General features: G+C 42.9%; 15 protein-coding genes. 5 read left to right on the top strand and 10 right to left on the bottom strand.

Annotated features, from left to right (window positions below; all coding sequences use genetic code 11):
• Window positions 1–123: 123 nt before the first annotated feature.
• Window positions 124–963 carry a PhnD/SsuA/transferrin family substrate-binding protein gene (locus C9J48_RS10600; RefSeq protein WP_006229795.1) on the top strand — a complete coding sequence of 280 codons (840 nt, stop codon included), beginning with the start codon at window positions 124–126 and terminating at the stop codon, window positions 961–963.
• An 8-nt stretch (window positions 964–971) separates the two neighbouring features.
• The gene (locus C9J48_RS10595; protein ID WP_107281141.1) at window positions 972–2,825 is read left to right on the top strand and encodes a response regulator; all 1,854 of its coding nucleotides are present in this window, start codon (window positions 972–974) and stop codon (window positions 2,823–2,825) included.
• A gap of 110 nt (window positions 2,826–2,935) precedes the next feature.
• On the opposite strand, the gene C9J48_RS10590 is transcribed toward C9J48_RS10595, so the two are convergent.
• Entirely contained in the window at window positions 2,936–4,804 is a 1,869-nt protein-coding gene (locus tag C9J48_RS10590) for a beta-ketoacyl synthase (RefSeq protein WP_006229792.1), read from the bottom strand.
• Window positions 4,805–4,974: 170 nt separating this feature from the next.
• On the opposite strand from C9J48_RS10590, the gene C9J48_RS10585 reads away from it, so the two are divergent.
• Both C9J48_RS10585 and C9J48_RS10580 read left to right on the top strand, forming a co-directional pair.
• A complete protein-coding gene (locus C9J48_RS10585; RefSeq protein WP_006229791.1) occupies window positions 4,975–5,955 on the top strand; it encodes a GlxA family transcriptional regulator in 981 nt (326 codons plus the stop codon).
• A 164-nt stretch (window positions 5,956–6,119) separates the two neighbouring features.
• Window positions 6,120–6,644 carry a hypothetical protein gene (locus C9J48_RS10580; protein WP_006229790.1) on the top strand — a complete coding sequence of 175 codons (525 nt, stop codon included), beginning with the start codon at window positions 6,120–6,122 and terminating at the stop codon, window positions 6,642–6,644.
• A gap of 28 nt (window positions 6,645–6,672) precedes the next feature.
• On the opposite strand, the gene C9J48_RS10575 is transcribed toward C9J48_RS10580, so the two are convergent.
• Entirely contained in the window at window positions 6,673–7,170 is a 498-nt protein-coding gene (locus tag C9J48_RS10575; protein ID WP_006229789.1) for a methylated-DNA--[protein]-cysteine S-methyltransferase, read from the bottom strand.
• A gap of 462 nt (window positions 7,171–7,632) precedes the next feature.
• Between C9J48_RS10575 and dcuC the strand changes: the two genes are divergently transcribed.
• Complete coding sequence (gene dcuC, locus C9J48_RS10570; protein WP_107281114.1) at window positions 7,633–9,012, top strand: C4-dicarboxylate transporter DcuC; 1,380 nt, start codon at window positions 7,633–7,635, stop codon at window positions 9,010–9,012.
• Between the two features lie 79 nt (window positions 9,013–9,091).
• On the opposite strand, the gene eutH is transcribed toward dcuC, so the two are convergent.
• The 8 genes from eutH to C9J48_RS10530 all read right to left on the bottom strand — a co-directional run bounded on the left by eutH (window position 9,092) and on the right by C9J48_RS10530 (window position 18,022).
• Window positions 9,092–10,210, bottom strand: a complete 1,119-nt coding sequence (gene eutH / locus C9J48_RS10565; RefSeq protein WP_006229887.1) for an ethanolamine utilization protein EutH — start codon at window positions 10,208–10,210, stop codon at window positions 9,092–9,094.
• 228 nt (window positions 10,211–10,438) lie between these two features.
• Complete coding sequence (locus tag C9J48_RS10560) at window positions 10,439–10,987, bottom strand: BMC domain-containing protein (RefSeq protein ID WP_006229886.1); 549 nt, start codon at window positions 10,985–10,987, stop codon at window positions 10,439–10,441.
• Window positions 10,988–11,055: 68 nt separating this feature from the next.
• Entirely contained in the window at window positions 11,056–12,387 is a 1,332-nt protein-coding gene (locus tag C9J48_RS10555; protein WP_006229885.1) for a 4Fe-4S dicluster domain-containing protein, read from the bottom strand.
• Between the two features lie 14 nt (window positions 12,388–12,401).
• A complete protein-coding gene (gene eutL, locus C9J48_RS10550) occupies window positions 12,402–13,058 on the bottom strand; it encodes an ethanolamine utilization microcompartment protein EutL (RefSeq protein WP_006229884.1) in 657 nt (218 codons plus the stop codon).
• Window positions 13,059–13,072: 14 nt separating this feature from the next.
• On the bottom strand, window positions 13,073–13,975 hold the full coding sequence (eutC, locus tag C9J48_RS10545; RefSeq protein WP_006229883.1) for an ethanolamine ammonia-lyase subunit EutC: 903 nt from the start codon (window positions 13,973–13,975) through the stop codon (window positions 13,073–13,075).
• A 10-nt stretch (window positions 13,976–13,985) separates the two neighbouring features.
• On the bottom strand, window positions 13,986–15,350 hold the full coding sequence (locus C9J48_RS10540) for an ethanolamine ammonia-lyase subunit EutB (RefSeq protein WP_006229882.1): 1,365 nt from the start codon (window positions 15,348–15,350) through the stop codon (window positions 13,986–13,988).
• Window positions 15,351–15,362: 12 nt separating this feature from the next.
• Window positions 15,363–16,784, bottom strand: coding sequence for an ethanolamine ammonia-lyase reactivating factor EutA (locus C9J48_RS10535; RefSeq protein WP_107281112.1), 1,422 nt, complete (start codon window positions 16,782–16,784; stop codon window positions 15,363–15,365).
• Window positions 16,784–18,022: an iron-containing alcohol dehydrogenase family protein gene (locus C9J48_RS10530; RefSeq protein ID WP_006229880.1), complete on the bottom strand. Its 1,239-nt coding sequence runs from the start codon at window positions 18,020–18,022 to the stop codon at window positions 16,784–16,786. The genes C9J48_RS10535 and C9J48_RS10530 overlap by 1 nt, the downstream gene beginning before the upstream one ends.
• Window positions 18,023–18,024: the final 2 nt, after the last annotated feature.

Below are 18,024 nucleotides of genomic sequence, written 5' to 3'. Positions count from 1 at the left end.
ACTAAATAGATACAGCAATTTAGATTAAATAACCGGTAATCTTAACGCTTAAAGTCCAACATATCATACATATTGGTCTAGTTATTGCTTCTTCTATACTATCAATGTAATGGAGAAAGCATCATGAAAAAATATTGCTTAGGATTATTACTTACATTTTGTGTACAGCAGCCCGCTTTAGCTGATGTTGAACTGGTGTTTGGTATCTACACCTCCGACAAAGCCACGGCGATGGTTAAGCAGTTTCGTCCAATGCTTAATGTCATTGAATCGAAAATGACAGTGAAATTAGGAGAACCTGTGCAAATTAGGATGCAAATTTCAAAAAATTACCAAGAAGGATTAAATGACCTTGTCGACGGAAAAATTGATTTTGCTCGATTTGGCCCCGCATCGTACATTTTAGCAAAAGAAGCAGCCCCTAAAATTACACTGTTAGCAATGGAAAGCAATCATGGCAGTAAAACATTTAATGGCGTAATTTGCGTACACAGTGACAGTATAATTGAATCAGTCAGTGACTTAAAAGGTAAGAGCTTCGCTTTTGGTGACCAGAATTCAACCATTGGTCGCTATCTCTCCCAAGCTTACCTCGCTCAACATTCTATTACCTCAAAACAATTAGAGCATTACAGCTATCTTGGTCGCCATGATAAAGTCGGAACGGCCGTTGCCACAGAACAATTTGATGCCGGCGCCTTAAAAGAAAATACATTCAAGAAACTGGTTAAAAAAGGCGCACCATTAAAAGCAATCGCTTATTTTGAAAATGTAACAAAACCCTGGATTGCCAGTGCAACTCTCAATGAAAAGATCACGACGTCCCTGAAAGAAACGTTATTAAGCATCACCGATCCTAATGCTTTAAAAGCAATAAAAAAAGATGGATTTCTTTTAGCGACAGATAGCGATTATCAAAAAATCCGTATGGCAATGGCTAATACTCAATTCTTTAATGAATAGGTATGCTTATGATTTCTAACCTTCGTAGACTACCTTTGTGGCTAAAATATGCGGTAATGATTTCATTCATTACCCTCATCCTTTGTCTTATCTCTGGCGAAATTGTTCGTTTTTATGAAAAGAATTACCTTGAAGAAAAAGTTGAACGTCAACTACAACAATATTTTACTATTTTAACAGCTGCAACCATTGAGGATGTCTTAACGGAAGATATTCCTCATCTTGACACCATTCTCGAATACGTTGCTTCAGATATACCTGACTTAAGCTATGTTGCCATTAAAAATGATCAAGACAAGGTACTTGCTACGTGGGGAGTCCAGCCCTTAAAAAACAGTACAGAAAGTTCTCAAATATATAAAACGATTTCAGTAGAAGGCGAAGTCTTTGGTTCAATGTCGATTGCAATAAGTAGAAACAACCTTGTTAAGGGTATTGATCATCATGTTGGGCAAATGCGTTTTTTCTCTGCAATTTCACTATTACTTCTTGGTGTGCTTAGTTATTTCATTTGCCAGTATTTACTACTATCGCCACTAACAAAAATTAATAACAAACTATTATCACTAAAATGCCTCCACAAAGAGCCACAGGAACCACTCGCTGAACAATCTGAGCTTGATCGCTTAAACACATCAGTAGACACTCTTGAGAACGTATTAAAACAACAAGCAGAGCGCGAGCAACAGCTTAATAAAGCGAGACTAGATGCAGAAACCGCGAATAAATCTAAAGCCGAATTCATTGCCACAATGAGCCATGAAATCCGCACACCTCTAAATGTAATTTTAGGGGCGCTTGAAATTTTAGAAGAAGAACCCCTAACCCAACATGGTCAAAAATTCACAGTTAGTGCGCATAATGCTGCCAAAATATTATTAAGCCAACTAAATGATATTTTGGATTATTCAAAATTAGATTCAGGCAAAGCAATCTTAAATAACACCAGCTTTTCACCATTCCAAATGGCACAGTCAATTATCGCAATATTTGCCGACCAAGCACAACAAAAGGGCATTACATTACAGCTCAACTCAACCCTATCTACAAATAATTATGTATTAGGTGATGAGGGGAAGTCATCCCAAATACTCACAAACTTACTAGGTAACGCGATTAAATTCACAGATAGTGGATCTATTTCCATTAATCTAAAATCAAATATTTACAAAGGAAAACAAGCAATTACTTTTTCTGTTACCGATACTGGTATTGGTATCGACAACAATAAAATTCAATCGATACTGTCCCCTTTTGTTCAGAGTGATGCTTCATTTTCCCGACGCTATGGCGGAGCTGGAATGGGGCTAGCCATTAGCCAGGCTTTAGTCCATTTAATTGGCGGAGAGCTTGAAATTACCAGCGAACTACACCAAGGTTCAACATTTAGCTTTACACTTCAACTTGAATCTACATCCGCGCCTCTTAAAATAAGCGATGAGCACAAGTTGAACAATACCAAACACCAAGCAGCGACTATTTTGCTCGTCGAAGATAGTCCATCTAACCAAATGATTGCTAAAGCAATATTGGCTAAAAATGGCTTCAATGTTGCTACAGCGAATAATGGGAAAGAAGCAGTAGCTGCATTGGAGAACACAAGCTACGATCTCATTTTAATGGATTTACAAATGCCTGAAATGAACGGTTTTGAAGCTTGTACTTATATACGTGACCTTCATAATAATAAAAGTGACATACCGATCATTGCGATGACAGCCAATGTTAGCCAACAAGACCAAGTTCAATGCCTATCTGTAGGGATGGATGATTTTCTCACTAAGCCTATTAACAAAATAAAAATGTTAGAGGTGCTACATCATTGGTTGGGACGAAATCACTCCCACAAAACTGTCTCATAAAAACGCGAGGCTGTTATAGCCATTCAGAAAGAATTAGCTGATAACAAGACTCGCGTTTTTATCTTTTTACGTACCTAACCACTGTTGATTAAGTTTATATAACGTTGGCTTTAGCTGTAATCTGAATATGGATTCGTCATTGCTAACGGTATCGCCTGCTCAAATTCAGATAAACGAATTTCATTTTGTGTCATAGAAACCGACGTTTCATCCATCACATTCTCACCAAACTTATAACGGATTTTTTCATTACCCAAACATGTTTGTTGATCGTTCTCTAGACTATTCGCTTGAATTGCTACGTTCTTCTCATGATAAGCGGTAATAACATCTGCACCATATTTTGACTGCAGCATCGATAAAGTTTGGCTAGGTGATAGAACAAGCCCTGTTGCATTATTACCACCAAAACCTTTTGCATTCAAAATAACGGCTTTATAATCTTCACCGCGTTGACCAGCAAAAGCATGCTCAGTCAATATATTCAAATTAGATTGGTGCACGTCATCAGCAATATGATCAATGGTTGTAATACCCGGAACCCAACCGTATTGCCACACGCCGAGTGACGCCATTAACTGATCACCGGCAGCAACACTCATTGAATGACCAACATACGATTTAATTGCAGTTACAGCCCAACTATCAATATCAAATGTTTTAGCAACTTCATTTAAAATATGACTTTCAGTAACACGGTTTTGGGGTGTACCTGTACCATGTGCTTGAACAAATGTTTGCTTAACACCGTCTTCGCCTAAAATCGCTTTTGCCAATGCTGTCGCTTTAGCAACGGTAACATAGTTACCTACACCCGGTGCCGAGATAGATTTCTTATTCGCATCAGCATTAATGAATACATCGGCTACTGAACCATAGATATTAACACCCAACTTAAGAGCTAACTCATCATCCATCAATACTGCAAACTGTGCCGATTCTGCCATCGTAAAACCAGCATTAGATGAGAATGGACGGCATGCACGGCGATTATTCACTTCATCACTGTTATCGAGAGCTTTAAGTTGCTCATCTTCAGCTAACGCCCCCATTACGCGGAAGCCTTCCATAATTTCAGTCAAGACTGGTGCTTCAGCATTACCGACGATAGCAATCTTCGATTTACCTTGCTGAATATCATGCATGCCTTGGCGTAGGTTATAGAGGAAAGTGGCACACGCCCCCATATTTGTACCCGTTGTACCAATGCTGTTAATCACATAGCCATTAATGAAGTCGGCTGGCATTTCTGCAAACGATAACGCCATCATTTTAGTACTAACACGGCCACCCGTTAATGGCGCAGCTAACATACCCGCAATTGATTGATCGTCGATTTGTGCTAAACCAGAACCTGCATACACAGATACTTCGTCTGGTTTTATGTGTGTTAGCACTTCAGACCAATCTATACCTAACGAATTTAGCGCATCAGATGCACCGTAAACAGTAAGTTTTAGACCTCGAGGATGAAAACGAGAGTTATACATTTTACCGGGATCAAACCCAGTAGGAATATTACCACCACTTGATACAGGGAATATGACACGATCTTCTAATAACGCATCAAGGCTACCACTAACTATTACCTTCGCCTTGCTGCCTTGTAAGTCAACAGTCCAGTTATCTGGAATCACATTCGGCAGCTTTGATTTACGCAGCGTAAATGTGATTTGATCATTCAATTCTGTATGCGTTTCAGCATTCAGAGTCGCTTTATATTGGTATAAGACGTTATCTGGATCGAATGTTTCAACACGACGTACCAATGTGCCTGCTTTAATCGCTTCAATGATTTCTTCATTGATAGGCTCTTCATCAGTAATTAATCCCATACGACGGGCTAAATCTTGCCACGTTGTTTTCATCTCATCATCGGTTAAAACATCAGAAACCATACGCTTATAACTGTGAAAACCAGAAGTACGACCGGCAGCATTTATACCGCCTAAGCCAACGATAAGAGGTAACTTTGTCATTTCGAACCTATATCAAACATTGTTTTAAACAAGATAATATCAACTTGGGCTGGTTAATCACCCTACATCTATGCCAAAATCACTGCCATTAGTGCCACCGTGACATTTTAATATCTATTTTGTATGAAAACGGTGAAATTAGCACCGTATAACAAATGCTTGGAGGGAAAATGAAGGTCGGATTTGTTCTCTATAACCGTGCGTTAATAACTGGCGTTTCTTTAGCAGCTGAAATGTTAAGCAGTGCTGCCAGCTTACGAGATAGAAAAACACAACGTGCATACCCTTTTGAGATTAAATTGGTTGCACCTTCTTTAAGCCCACCCAAGTTAGCTGCAGGTATTCGATTACAGCCAGATATCACCTTTGAAGATGAAGACAATTTTGACATTGTGGTTTTACCTCCGATGTGGGGTAATCCTTTTTCTTCCATAAGCCAATCTCCCACGATAATTCCTTGGCTAATAAAACAATATCAACATGGCGCACAGTTAGTCGCGACTGGCACAGGTGTGTCTTGGTTAGCAGAAACAGGGCTATTAGATAATCAAGTGGCAACGACACATTGGTATTTCTATGAAAAATTCGCATCTCGCTATCCACAAGTGACACTTAACCGCCAAGCTTCGATTACTGCTGCAAATGGACTTTTTTGTACCGGTAGTATCAACTCCCAATCAGAGATGATTTTATATCTGATTGCAGAAAACTATGGTCAAAAAATAGCTGATACTATCGAAACGCATTATGGACATGAAATATCGAAAACCAGTCAACAACCCTTCTATCAAATTGGCGGACAGATGCAATTTGATGAATCAATTGCACTTGCTCAAGACTGGATGAAGCGACACCTTGCACAACCGATTACAGCCCAACGCGTTGCACAGGAATGCAAGCTACCTTTAAGAACCTTCAATCGAAAATTTAAGGACCAAGTGGGCCAACCTCCGCATCAATACCTTCAAAAAATCCGAATGGAAGCCGCACAACATTTATTACGTGATTTTGGTATGTCGGTACAAGATGTCGCAGAGCAAGTGGGATATAAAGATGCTTATCACTTTTCTACGCGTTTTCAACAACAATTTAGCATCACCGCAAGCCAGTATCGGAAAATGGTAAAAGCCAAAATTTATAATGCAGAATAATTCTACTTCATGATCAAGCACTGAGAACATAAACAAGCAATATTTGTTACGGTGAAATAAGCATACGTTAAGTATATCTATGATAATTAAGTCTATGCTTAGAGTGAAAATGCCCAAATCATTTATACAGCATTTTCAATATCATCAGCTATAGAGGCGGAATAATGCTTATGGGTTTACGTTCTCAGTTTAAATATTTTATCAGTATTAGTGTATTTTTAACGCCAGGGTTACTGAGTGCAGAGGTACTCCCCACCAGCTCAACGAAGCTAACAAATAATGGCTGCCAACTGAATTTCTTTCACCTAGAGAAAGGTGCAGACGGTAAGTATAAAGAAGGATTAAGGGTCTCTCTTGTTACTGATAATATTTATCAGCACCGATATGTCGCAATGAAAGCAGACATCAACCGTCCGTTAGGGTTTGAAAACATTAACTACAATCGCGCAGGAAAGCCCACCGAAGTGTTCAGCGTGAATTGGCGTAAACAAAAAGAACAGTTTACCTATGGACGGCTTATGTTGTTAGCAGGCACCAGTGATCGACAAGCCTTTGATGACTTAAAAAAACTTATCACACAAGACAAAGGACACTTTGAATTAGAAGCATCAAAACAGCGTTATAGATTTAATGCCAACGCCACTCATTTAGATGACTTTTTAGCATGCGAACAAAAACGCACTAAATAAAAATTTTTTACTTTGCATACCTCGATGCTTATTCATCACAACTAACAATGCCTTCTAATTTAAGCAAGAAGGCTTTGTGCTCTATCCCACCAGCGTAACCTGTTAATTTGCCATTAGTACCAATAACACGGTGACAAGGCACTATTATTGCGATAGGGTTTTTACCATTAGCTGCACCGACCGCTCGTACAGCTTTAGGGTTTCCGATACTATCGGCTATAGCTTTATAACTGCATGTTTCACCATAAGGTACACGGCATAAAGCATCCCACACTTGTTTCTGAAATATAGTACCCACAGCTGCGAGTGGCACTGTAAATTCTGTTAGCTCACCAGAAAAATAATCATCAAGCTGGTGGCAACACGTTAAGAGAATATCAGCACCATAGATCCAATTAGAATCAATGTGATCATCAATTCGTTGGCTTGGTATCGTCAAAGAAATTAAGCCTTCATCGGTTGCTAATAGGCGAATTTTACCTAACGGTGAATCATAAAAATGAAAATACGTACGTGTGTTGTTCATATTGCCCTATCTAATATTTCTTCATTTCATGCTTGATACTAAATGGCTTCACTGCAGTATGCTAGTCTCACTGAGCATTTGACATCTAAAACTAGATTCGACATGTACACAAAGCCTTATAAAGAGTCTTAACTTGCTGTTAAGTAGAACTTAAATCATAATTTATTGAATTTTTATCAACCAAAAGTGCAATTACTTTCAACGAGTAAATGCTGCCTTATCGGTTCTAGTTTATTAAGTATCGGCCTGCGCTCATATTTTGTTACAAATATAGATATGAAATACGTAGCACAATGTAATATCAATGTTTAAATATTTTATCTATCAATTCATTTTTAGCGATATAAGCCACAATAAAAACCAATAGGCAGTGTTTAATTTTGAATTTAAACCGAAGATCAATAAATAACACTTTATAGTTAGGCGGTATGTTTTAACTTACTAATCTATCGAACTTTATTTATGCAATATTTATTTACACTTGCCATCGTAGGCCTTGTCGCCTATTCAATGCTCAAAAAATTCAATCCACAAGCAACACTTATTACAGCTGGTTTATTGTTATTGGCATTCGCCCAGCTCTATGATATTTCGCCTGTTCTTTCTGACGGTAAAACACAAGGTGCGTTGTTCTTTGATTTATGGCAACGTTTTGCTGAAATCACGAACAGCCGATTGGGTAAGGTAGGGTTAACGCTTGTATCTATTGCCGGTGTATCAACCTACCTAAATCACATTGGTGCCTCTCAAGCGCTTGTTAAGTCAACATCTCGACCTGTCATGGCAGTGAAAAGCCCCTATGTATTATTGGCACTGGTGCTCATTTTTGTTTCCATTATGTATGTATTCATTACTGGTGCAACATCACTCTCGTTATTGCTGATGGGCACATTGTACCCCGTACTTCGTAATGCTGGAGTTAGTGCCAAAACAGCCGTGGCTACTATTGTTATTCCAACGGCATGGGAGTACGGTCCGGGGCAAATAAATGCAGTTATTGGTGCCAACGCAATTAACGTTGAAATCATGGATTTTGTAGTTAATCACCAAACTATATTCCAAGTACTATTGCTTGCCACTATCCCGTTTGTAAATATTGCTTGGCAACGTTATTGCGATAAGAAAGAAGGCTATGACCCAGCCCAAGATCGCGGTAAGTACCTTAAAACACTAGAAGAAAAACATGACAAAAATGACACAGTGCCGGGCTTCTATGCATTATTGCCGGTACTGCCTTTTGTGTTTTTATTTGGTTTCTCAAGCATGGTGATGGAATCTATCACTATGACAATTCCAATTGCAATGATGTCTACCATTACGATTTGTATTGTTATTGAAGCGATCCGCTTTCGTTCAATTCAACGTGCTTTTGACAACTTTGAAGCATGGCTAAAAGGTACGGGGATGATCTTTGCCAGCGTATTAACATTGATGATCGCAGCTGAATTTTTCTCGGCGGGTTTAACTAATGTTGGCGCTATTACAGCACTGATCGATACGGCTAAATCATTCGACCTTGGACCAAGTGGCATCGTAATCGTGTTCTCTGGTTTTATTCTTCTAACAGCATTTATTACCGGCTCTGGTAATGCTCCTGTTATGGCGTTCATTCCAATTGTTCCTCAGATCGCGACTAATTTTGGGGTTAACCCATTATTACCACTAGTCCCTATTCTGTTTGCTGCAGGTATAGGACGTACAATATCTCCAGTTGCTGGCGTTATTATTACAGTATCTGGCATTGCGAACATTACACCAATAGACGTTATTAAACGTACATCAGTACCTATGCTGAGCAGTATGTTTGTCGTATTAGTATTAGCTGTTATCAAATACTCGTAAGGGTATTAGCAACATAACAGAAAAACAAATAAGCCCGCAACCGCGGGCTTATTCATCATAGTATAAAGCCAACAAGCATTTAGTGAGCAGCAGCTTCTGTATGTTCTTCTTCCACTTCTGGCTCGTCAAACGACATATTGCGAGTAACATATACCGCTAGAATCAATGCGCTAAATCCACCGACCAATTTACCGGCAACAACCGCTGAAATCATGTCGCTGTTAACTGCAGCAGTAAAGCCTAGGTGGTCACCAAACACGAAAGAACCACACACAGCAAATGCCACGTTTATCACTTTGCCGCGATTATCCATTTCTTTAAAGATGTTAAACATCGCAATATTGTTTGCCATTGTGGCAACAAGACCAGCTGCGGCTTTTTCCCCCATCCCCATCGCACTTCCCATTTTAATCAGAGGTTTGTTCAAGTGCTTGGTAATAAAGTGCACCATTGGGAATGCACCAGCCAGTACAATCGCGATTGCACCTACAATTTCAATACCATCTGAAATTGGTGCCATACCTGGAATTAGAACCACACCCGTTAGCGTTTCAACCACAATAGCAGCCAGTGCTAATGTAATTACCGCAATAACACCTTTGCCGAACACTTCGAAACCGCGAATCATTGCATCTGGTTTGAGCCATAGACCGACGGCAATCAATGCAGCAACGATAACAATCGGAACAAGGTTACTCAGAATCATAGTGAACTCAAAACCAGCAACCAAGCCACCAACAAGACAGCCGACAGGAATCGTCGTTAGACCAATCAATACACCACGAGCAAGGTATTTAGTGTCTTCCTTTTCAATAATTCCCAGCGCAACTGGAATGGTAAATACCAACGTTGGCCCCATCATTGCACCAAGAATCAAGCCGGAAAATATCCCTGCTTCTTGTGTATTAGCCATGCTCTGTGCCAGAGGATAAGCTCCCATATCGTTAGCCAATAACGTACCTGCAAACATAGAAGGATCGGCACCAAGCGCAGTATAAATAGGAACTACAATTGGGCTTAACAAATTAGCCAATACCGGTGCCAAACTAACAACACCAACCATTGCGAGTGCTAATGCCCCCATAGCCATGAAACCTTCGTCAAATTGCTCTCCATAGCCCCAACGATTACCCAGTACTTTATCAATCGCACCGAGCACCATAAAGCCCACCATAATATATAAAATAATGTCATTCATGATGTTTCTACCTTCCTGATAATTCATCAATAATCGCAAGTTCAGAAGGTCCACCTAAATTTAGGACGAACAAGCCCTGCCCTATGCGACCACATATGGCTAAAATTAAATTTCAATAACGCGAACTGTTAACTACCGCTAATAAGCAATAATAAAATTAATTACTGTTATTGCACCGGAATTCGAGTACTTAACTCCCCGAACTCCATCACATTGACAATAATGATCCTAAACTTTACCTTCCAAAATTTCTTTTCTTGGTTGCGCAATTACAACTTTGTCGACCAGTACACCCTTAGTGCGAATTCTTTCTACTGCAGCATCAACTGCAGCCTGTACTGCTGCAACATCTCCGGTCATTGTGACGAATCCCTTACCGCCAATTGCCATCGCCATATGCACTTCCAGCAATTCAATATTGGCTGCTTTTACAGCTGCATCGGCAGCTTCTACAATCGCAGCCACCGAAAATGTTTCAACAATACCCAATGCAGAAGTCTGCTCGACAACTCGTGTTCCTGCTATTGCCGGAAAAACATCGGGATGAACATTGGCAATCACCAAATCATCCACTACTTCTCCTCCACCAACACGAAGGCCAGTTTCTACTGCTGCATTAATTGCCGCAACATCACCACCTACCATGACCATAAATTTGCCAGGACAAATCGTTCTATTAAATAGAATCTCGACATTGGCCGCTTTTAACATGGCATCAGCCACCAAATAACCACGGGCAATCGAATTTAGCTCAATACAACCTATCGCATTTACCATTACTTGCTCTTTTTATTGTTCTATTGCTGTTTGGGGTTCAATTCATTTTTGATGGCACATCTGCACTGTTAGTGCTGGCAATCAATAACGATACTCTCGCCTACTTCTACAACAATTCCATCACGGCTAGCATGCACAGCAACGCTCAATGCATCTGGTGCAGGCTGGCCTATGAGTTGTCCTTTGCTAACCCGATCACCGACCTTTACTACAGCAACGGCAGGTCGACCAATATGTTGAGAAAGCGGAATATAAAGGCGATTAACATTCAGTTCACACTCACGAAATTCAGCTTTTGTCTGCGCATAATCGGCTAACTCAAGACGACGTACCAAACGCTTTGTCGGCACACCTCGGTAATCTCGTAACGGGTGAACCTCGGTGGTATTCGCTTGCAACTGCGCCGGTGATAATAATTTCTGCTCATCACGCAGTGCCCGCTTAGTGGTCGCGCATACTCGGCTTGGGTCTAACCCTTCGGGGCATGACCACATGGTGCATAAGTTACACTCACAACACGCCTGAGCAGCCAATGCATAACTCAGATTATTGGCACCAGAAACCTGTAGCGAACGCATAGCCAAGTGAGGCTTCACAGGGTAACCCAACAAATTACGCGGACACATTGACGTACACATACTGCATTGATCACAGGCAGCCTTGCCGATCCGACGAAGGTTTTGCTCACTGCGCATTTTTATCGTGGCGATCCGCGAACTACGTGGCAACACCAGTAATCCACTGGAAATTTTTGTAATCGGCTTATCAAGATTATCCGTCACTGAGCCCATCATTGGTCCACCTTCGACCACAATGAAATCACGACTTGTTATATCACCAGCTAATTCAATTGCCTCACGGTAGGACAAGCCAATAGGCAGCCAGGCAGTATATGGTTGACGAACCTCGCCATGTACAGTGATCATGGTTTCCGTTACCGGAATTCCCTGCGCCGCATGGAAGACGTTAATGAACGATTCGATATTGTTCACCATCACGCCAATTTCTTTGGGTAAACCACCCGAAGGTATCCGCTTCCCCGTTGCCTGATAAACCAGTTCAACTTCGTCTCCAGCAGGATAAACATCTTCCATTAGCAGCAATTCAATACCGGACGGTAACTGCGCTTGTAAACAAGCAATGGTGTCGGCATTTTTTTTCTTAATACCAATCACTCCCCGCGCGGCACCAACCTGCTTCATGGCAATCAACATCCCGCCACAAAGCTCTTTGCCCCAACGCTGCATGAGCACCTGATCTTTGTACAACAGCGGCTCACATTCAGCGCCATTAGCCAAAACCAATTCGACCTGGCAGTCGAGCTTAACGTAGGTGGGAAAGCCTGCCCCACCTGCGCCAATCACGCCGCCATGCTGAATCTGTTGTAATAACGGATTCACAACTGCACTCCTACCTAGTTCGCAATTGGGTTGCGTGCGACTTCAAGCACTGCTGCCTCAAAAGCATCACACGCGGCACGACAAGCGGCCTGTGAACCAGTTAAGTGCCCACCACCAAAGTTAGTCTCTGATGGTGGTGCGAACAGGTTCACCAACTTAACATCTGCGGCTTTCAAGGCTGCATCAAGTGCAAACATTGCCTCTAATGGCGGTGCAATAACATAAGCCAAAGCTTCGCCCTGTTCGACACCAGCTTCTTCAGACAAATAACTGCCTGTTGAAGATACAAGATGAGCAAAATACGCAATGTCACCGTTTTCATCTGCACATTGGAATGCCGCTTCATCTTCAATGAATGCTTTGGCTCGATCCAATCCGGCAATCACGTCGGCAGGACATGCCGCAGCCAAGATACCGATCACCTCTCCCGATGTCGGACCCGATGAATGTGCGGCACCCGCATAGAAAGAACGCGCGTAAACCACATCTACATTTGCCGCTTTGGTCGCTTCATCCAGTGCACAATACGTTACATCGTCACAATCAGCGGTGATAATACCAATACTGTGGTGATGAGGCTTCAAGCCCATTTTTTCTTTATAAACAGGATCAACGGAAGCAATCACTCGCGTCGCTAAAACTGCTGGTTGGATTTTGTCTAAAATAGCCATGATTATTCCCTATATCAGCGCTTTAATTTGATGCCACTGGCTTTCTTTTCAAGCATATTCTTCACTAAATCGACAATCACAGCAGCCGCTTCAACTGGTGGCGTCCCGCCTGCGTGAATATTGGAAATCACGGTACGGTCAGATTCTACTGTCTCGCTTGTTGGCTTGTAGATAGCGTAACAACTTAATGACTCAGACTGCCCTAACCCAGGGCGCTCACCGATCAGTAACAAGTTAACTTCAGCGTTCAACAGCATGCCGATTTCATCTTGTGCCTTTACACGGCCATAACGAAGGAAGAAAGGTGTACCCACATCTAAGCCGGCATTTTTCAATCCATTTAGTAATGGTGGTAAGATTTCATCGTGGTTCACGGTTACCGCATCAAGACTCAGACCATCAGACAAAACAACCTGCACCTGCGGTGCTTTCTTACAGTTACTTTGAATCAATGCTTTTCCTGCATCATTCAGCTTTCGGCCCAAATCAGGACGAGTTAGGTATTCATCTTTATCTGATGCGCACGATTGAACTTCCATCAAGTTGCGTTCCTGCAACCATGAAGATTCAACGTTTTTGATCACGGTATCTTTTGATCGAGAGTGATCTGCAAGGAAACGTAGCAACGCTGTAGTACGTGGGCGTGGTCCAGTTCTTCCTGTTCCTACGCGGGCATCAGTTTGCGACATCAGGTCTTCAACCACTTTTTTGTCGACCGCATTCTGAATACCGTTCCACTTCTTAAACTGAATATCCCCCAAGTCAGGCAGTGACTCAGCACTTACCTGTGGTACATATCCCCCCGCAGCTGGCGTTACTGCATTCACAACCTTAGTTATATCTGAAGCAGCTACGTTTGTTTCGCCAAGTTGGGCGAGCACTGTTGCTACGATGTCTTGAATTTTTTGTTCGTTCATTGCCACACCCTTACTTGAAGAAGATTGATGGGTCGCCTGCTTTACGCGTTAGACGTCCATTTTCCATCAGACCCATAGTTTCCATCCAAGCTTCAAACTCCGGCGCAGGACGAAGATTCAGTAACTGACGAACCGAGGCCGTATCATGGAAAGAAGTGGTTTGGTAATTCAACATGATATCGTCACCCATTGGCATCCCGATAACAAAGTTAACCCCCGCAGCCGCCAACAATGTCACCAAGTTTTCATTCGAATTTTGGTCTGTATCTGCATGGTTGGTATAGCAAGCATCGCACCCCATCGGCATACCAGATAGCTTACCCATGAAGTGATCTTCAAGGCCTGCACGGATGATCTGTTGATGGTTATAAAGGTACTCAGGACCAATAAAACCAACAACGGTATTCACCAAGTGCGGGTTATAACGCTGTGCAAGCGCGTAACAACGAGCTTCCATCGTCATCTGATCAGCACCATGGTGCGCATCTGCTGATAATTCTGAGCCCTGTCCAGTCTCGAAATACATCATGTTTTCGCCGGCCAGATTGCAGTACTGCTTACCGATTTCGTAGGCTTCATCCAGCATCTCGACACTGACACCAAACTCAGTAAGGCCTTTTTCAGAACCCGCAATACTTTGAAATAAGAGACCGCCAGGTGCGCCGCGGCGAACCGCTTCCATTTGGGTCGTAATGTGTGACAACACACAAGGTTGAGTTGGAATATCCCACTTATTGATCACATCCTGAATCGCATTCAGCATCTGAGTCGTATTTTCAACGCTGTCTGTCACCGGGTTGATGCCAATCACGGCATCGCCACAGCCGTAGGTCAAGCCTTCAAAAGTCTGAGCCAAAATTGAGCTAACATTGTCGCGGGTATCGTTTGGCTGTAAGCGACAGCTAAAGTGGCCAGGTAAACCGACCGTTGCATTGGCCTTAGTCACCACCGGCATTTTTTTTGCGCCATACATCAAGTCGCCGTTCGAGCAAACCTTACCAACCGCCGAAACGATCTCAGCCGTTAAACCCTTGCGTACGCGCTGCATGTCTTCGTGCGTCATGTCGTCTGACAATAAATACTCACGCAACTCACTCACAGACCAATTCTGGATCTTCTCAAACATCGAACGGTTTAGACTATCTTGATTAATCCGAGTAATGATGTCGCTTTCGTAGCTAACTACTGGGTTTTCACGCAAATCTTTCAAGGTCAATTCAGAAAGCACATGCTTAGCAGCAACACGCTCCTGAGCGGTTTCAGCAGCAACACCCGCTAAGATGTCGCCCGAACGTAGGTCAGAGGCTTTCGCCAATACTTCTTTTACATCCCTGAATTGGTAAGTTTGACCAAACAGGTGGGTTTTCAACTTCATGCATAACTCCTATTAAGACGGGAAGGCGAGTGATTTAACTGTCAAAGGAACGATCTCCCCGCCGAAGTAACTGTTGCCAATATCGATGTAGTCACCTTCATGGGTGATCACTTCATCTATTACGCTCACAGGTTGTGGATGGAGTAATGGCTGTAACTCCATGCCGAGCGCTTTTCCAATATCGTTGTGCACGACGATAAATGCTGGTGACTGGTGATTACCATGCTCACGATAAAAACGAGCTAGCTCGCAAGCCACATGCTGAACAGCGTAATAACGCACGGGCATGCCACTATCGATTGCAATTGCATAGCGATCACAGCCCAACGCTAAATCCATTCGCTCTGCAGCAATCACAATTTCAGCGCAAATCGAAGGGCTTTCACTTTCCCAATCAACCGCCGGATGCACCACCGGAATGTTTTTCAGTGGTAGCTCATCAGAATTCAACCAAATCGTAGATCCTGATAGCGAAAGCGAATACGCACCAGCACCGATAACAGTGGCGCGCACAGTCTGGTTGGGTTTTCTTACTGGTCGATCAGCGAGATCATGATGGCTTAGTAAGGCATTAGCCAAACGCGGACCAATATCACCAAACTGTTTTTCTTCGCTATTTCGCTGGTAATAACACTCACCAACACCACCGCTCAAAAAGACAGCATCAATGTCTGCCAGAGAATCTAACGCTGGAGTTTGTAGAAGCTGTACCGCGAGGGGGGATAGTTGCCCCGTCATCACCTCGACAATCAAATCAGCCATACGTGAGACAATTCTATTCAAGTGATCAACGGTAATTTGCCGTGGGTTTAATGCTTCACCAAATAGATCTTGCATCACAGCAATAGCGGGCTTGTGTACAAAAGTGATATCTCCCTGTTCATTCAACTCAACCAAGCGCCCACCAATATTCAGGCAAGCTGTCGACACAACACGACCGCAGTCAAATACCACATAATTCGAGGTACCCCCGCCGATATCGATATTCATTACCTTAAGATGATTATGTTGTGATAACTCCTGAGCACCACTTCCGCGACCAGCAATCACCGACTCCAAGTTCGGTCCTGCTGTTGCCACTACGAAATCACCCAGCTGCTGCGACAAATCCATAATGGCATCACGCGCGTTGTGTGCTTTCGCAGTTTCACCCGTGATTATAATGGCACCAGTCTCAACGCCTTCTGCGGCAAAGCCAGCCAATTCAATCTGCTGCTCAATAAACTGACGTAGACGATTCGCATCAATCGTGCCCTGATGGTTAATCGGGGTGAAAGACACCGGACTTTCATACGATATTTCGCGATCAACAAACTCATAAACTGGTACTTGCGATGCAGGAGCACGGTTGACTACGGTCAAATTCGAAAAAATCACTTGGGTTGTCGTAGTACCGATATCAATGCCGACACTGTGGACAATTTTCCTATCCATCAGCAATATCCCTCTGGTAGTTGCCCTGCAATAACTTGCTTCAACAACTCAACGATCTGAACTGGCGTTACCTGACGAGGGTTGCCCTGCAAGCAAATATCTTGCATAGCTTGTTCTGCCAACAAAGCCAAATCCTGTTCGGTAATACCAACATCGGCCAGTGATGTCGGTAATCCTAAATCCACGACTAGCTGACGCACCGTTAAAATAGCGGCACGGCAACGATCACGTTGGGTCATCGCTTCGCGGCTCACTCCTAGTGCATTGGCAATTTCGGCATAATCGGCTTCACAGCTCAATGCATTGAAGGCCATTACATAAGGCAATAATATGGCGTTAGCCACACCGTGTGGTAGGTGGTATCGAGCACCGATTTGGTGTGCGATAGCATGTGTTAATCCCAAACCAGCATTGCTAAATGCCAGCCCGGCTTTATAAGCCGCCACTGCCATGTCGTAACGTTTATCCATATCTTGACCATACCCCACAGCAACCGGCAGCGCTTTAATCAACGCTTCAATCGCATGATAGGCATAGGCTTTTGATAATGGGTTTGTCTGGCGAGACACGTAGGCTTCAACTGCATGAGTTAAGGTATCAACCCCTGTTGCTGCCGTAATACTAGCCGGAACACCCAGCATCAAGGCGGGATCCAGTAACGCCAGATCAGGCACCAAAGCAGGCCCTTTCACTGGCACCTTGATATCTAATTCGACGTCTTTAATTACCGTGATATCGGTCACTTCCGATCCCGTGCCTGCTGTTGTTGGAATAGCTCCAAGCCCGACTTGACGAGAGGCAATACCACCGACTTTAAATGCAGTCAATGGACCTTGATAATCACCAATAACTGCAATTGCCTTGGCTGCATCCAGAGCAGAACCGCCACCAATACCAAGCACAAAATCAGCCTTGCTTGTCGATAGAACAGCCTGGCCGCGAGCAATTAGGCGGCTATCAGGCTCCCCTTCGACGTCGGTGAACAGCGTCAGTTTCAAACCAGCCAAACGAATGGCATTTTCACTGCCCGTTGTAAGCCCCAATTGATAAACCATCTTATCGGCGACGAGTAAAACATGAGTCGCACCGAGCTCAAGCAAAATGTCACCCAGTTGATTTACACAATGCCCCCCCGTCACCGTAATGGCAGGCGAACGAAACGTAAAACCGCGATAAGGTCGATATTGCTGCAATGTCTGCTGCACAATAGAGGCTATTTCGTTACTGGATACCGACATGA

It is taken from the genome of Photobacterium profundum, assembly GCF_003026285.1.
GTDB lineage: Bacteria > Pseudomonadota > Gammaproteobacteria > Enterobacterales > Vibrionaceae > Photobacterium > Photobacterium profundum.
This window is presented reverse-complemented; position numbering and strand designations above follow the sequence as displayed.

What these genes read in the sequence shown, in the direction of transcription:
- C9J48_RS10600 (WP_006229795.1), top strand. Translation starts at nt 124, where the DNA reads ATGAAAAAATATTGCTTAGGATTATTACTTACATTTTGTGTACAGCAG.
- C9J48_RS10595 (WP_107281141.1), top strand. Translation starts at nt 972, where the DNA reads ATGATTTCTAACCTTCGTAGACTACCTTTGTGGCTAAAATATGCGGTA.
- C9J48_RS10590 (WP_006229792.1), bottom strand. Translation starts at nt 4,804, where the DNA reads ATGACAAAGTTACCTCTTATCGTTGGCTTAGGCGGTATAAATGCTGCC.
- C9J48_RS10585 (WP_006229791.1), top strand. Translation starts at nt 4,975, where the DNA reads ATGAAGGTCGGATTTGTTCTCTATAACCGTGCGTTAATAACTGGCGTT.
- C9J48_RS10580 (WP_006229790.1), top strand. Translation starts at nt 6,120, where the DNA reads ATGCTTATGGGTTTACGTTCTCAGTTTAAATATTTTATCAGTATTAGT.
- C9J48_RS10575 (WP_006229789.1), bottom strand. Translation starts at nt 7,170, where the DNA reads ATGAACAACACACGTACGTATTTTCATTTTTATGATTCACCGTTAGGT.
- dcuC (WP_107281114.1), top strand. Translation starts at nt 7,633, where the DNA reads ATGCAATATTTATTTACACTTGCCATCGTAGGCCTTGTCGCCTATTCA.
- eutH (WP_006229887.1), bottom strand. Translation starts at nt 10,210, where the DNA reads ATGAATGACATTATTTTATATATTATGGTGGGCTTTATGGTGCTCGGT.
- C9J48_RS10560 (WP_006229886.1), bottom strand. Translation starts at nt 10,987, where the DNA reads ATGGTAAATGCGATAGGTTGTATTGAGCTAAATTCGATTGCCCGTGGT.
- eutL (WP_006229884.1), bottom strand. Translation starts at nt 13,058, where the DNA reads ATGGCTATTTTAGACAAAATCCAACCAGCAGTTTTAGCGACGCGAGTG.
- eutC (WP_006229883.1), bottom strand. Translation starts at nt 13,975, where the DNA reads ATGAACGAACAAAAAATTCAAGACATCGTAGCAACAGTGCTCGCCCAA.
- C9J48_RS10540 (WP_006229882.1), bottom strand. Translation starts at nt 15,350, where the DNA reads ATGAAGTTGAAAACCCACCTGTTTGGTCAAACTTACCAATTCAGGGAT.
- C9J48_RS10535 (WP_107281112.1), bottom strand. Translation starts at nt 16,784, where the DNA reads ATGGATAGGAAAATTGTCCACAGTGTCGGCATTGATATCGGTACTACG.
- C9J48_RS10530 (WP_006229880.1), bottom strand. Translation starts at nt 18,022, where the DNA reads ATGTCGGTATCCAGTAACGAAATAGCCTCTATTGTGCAGCAGACATTG.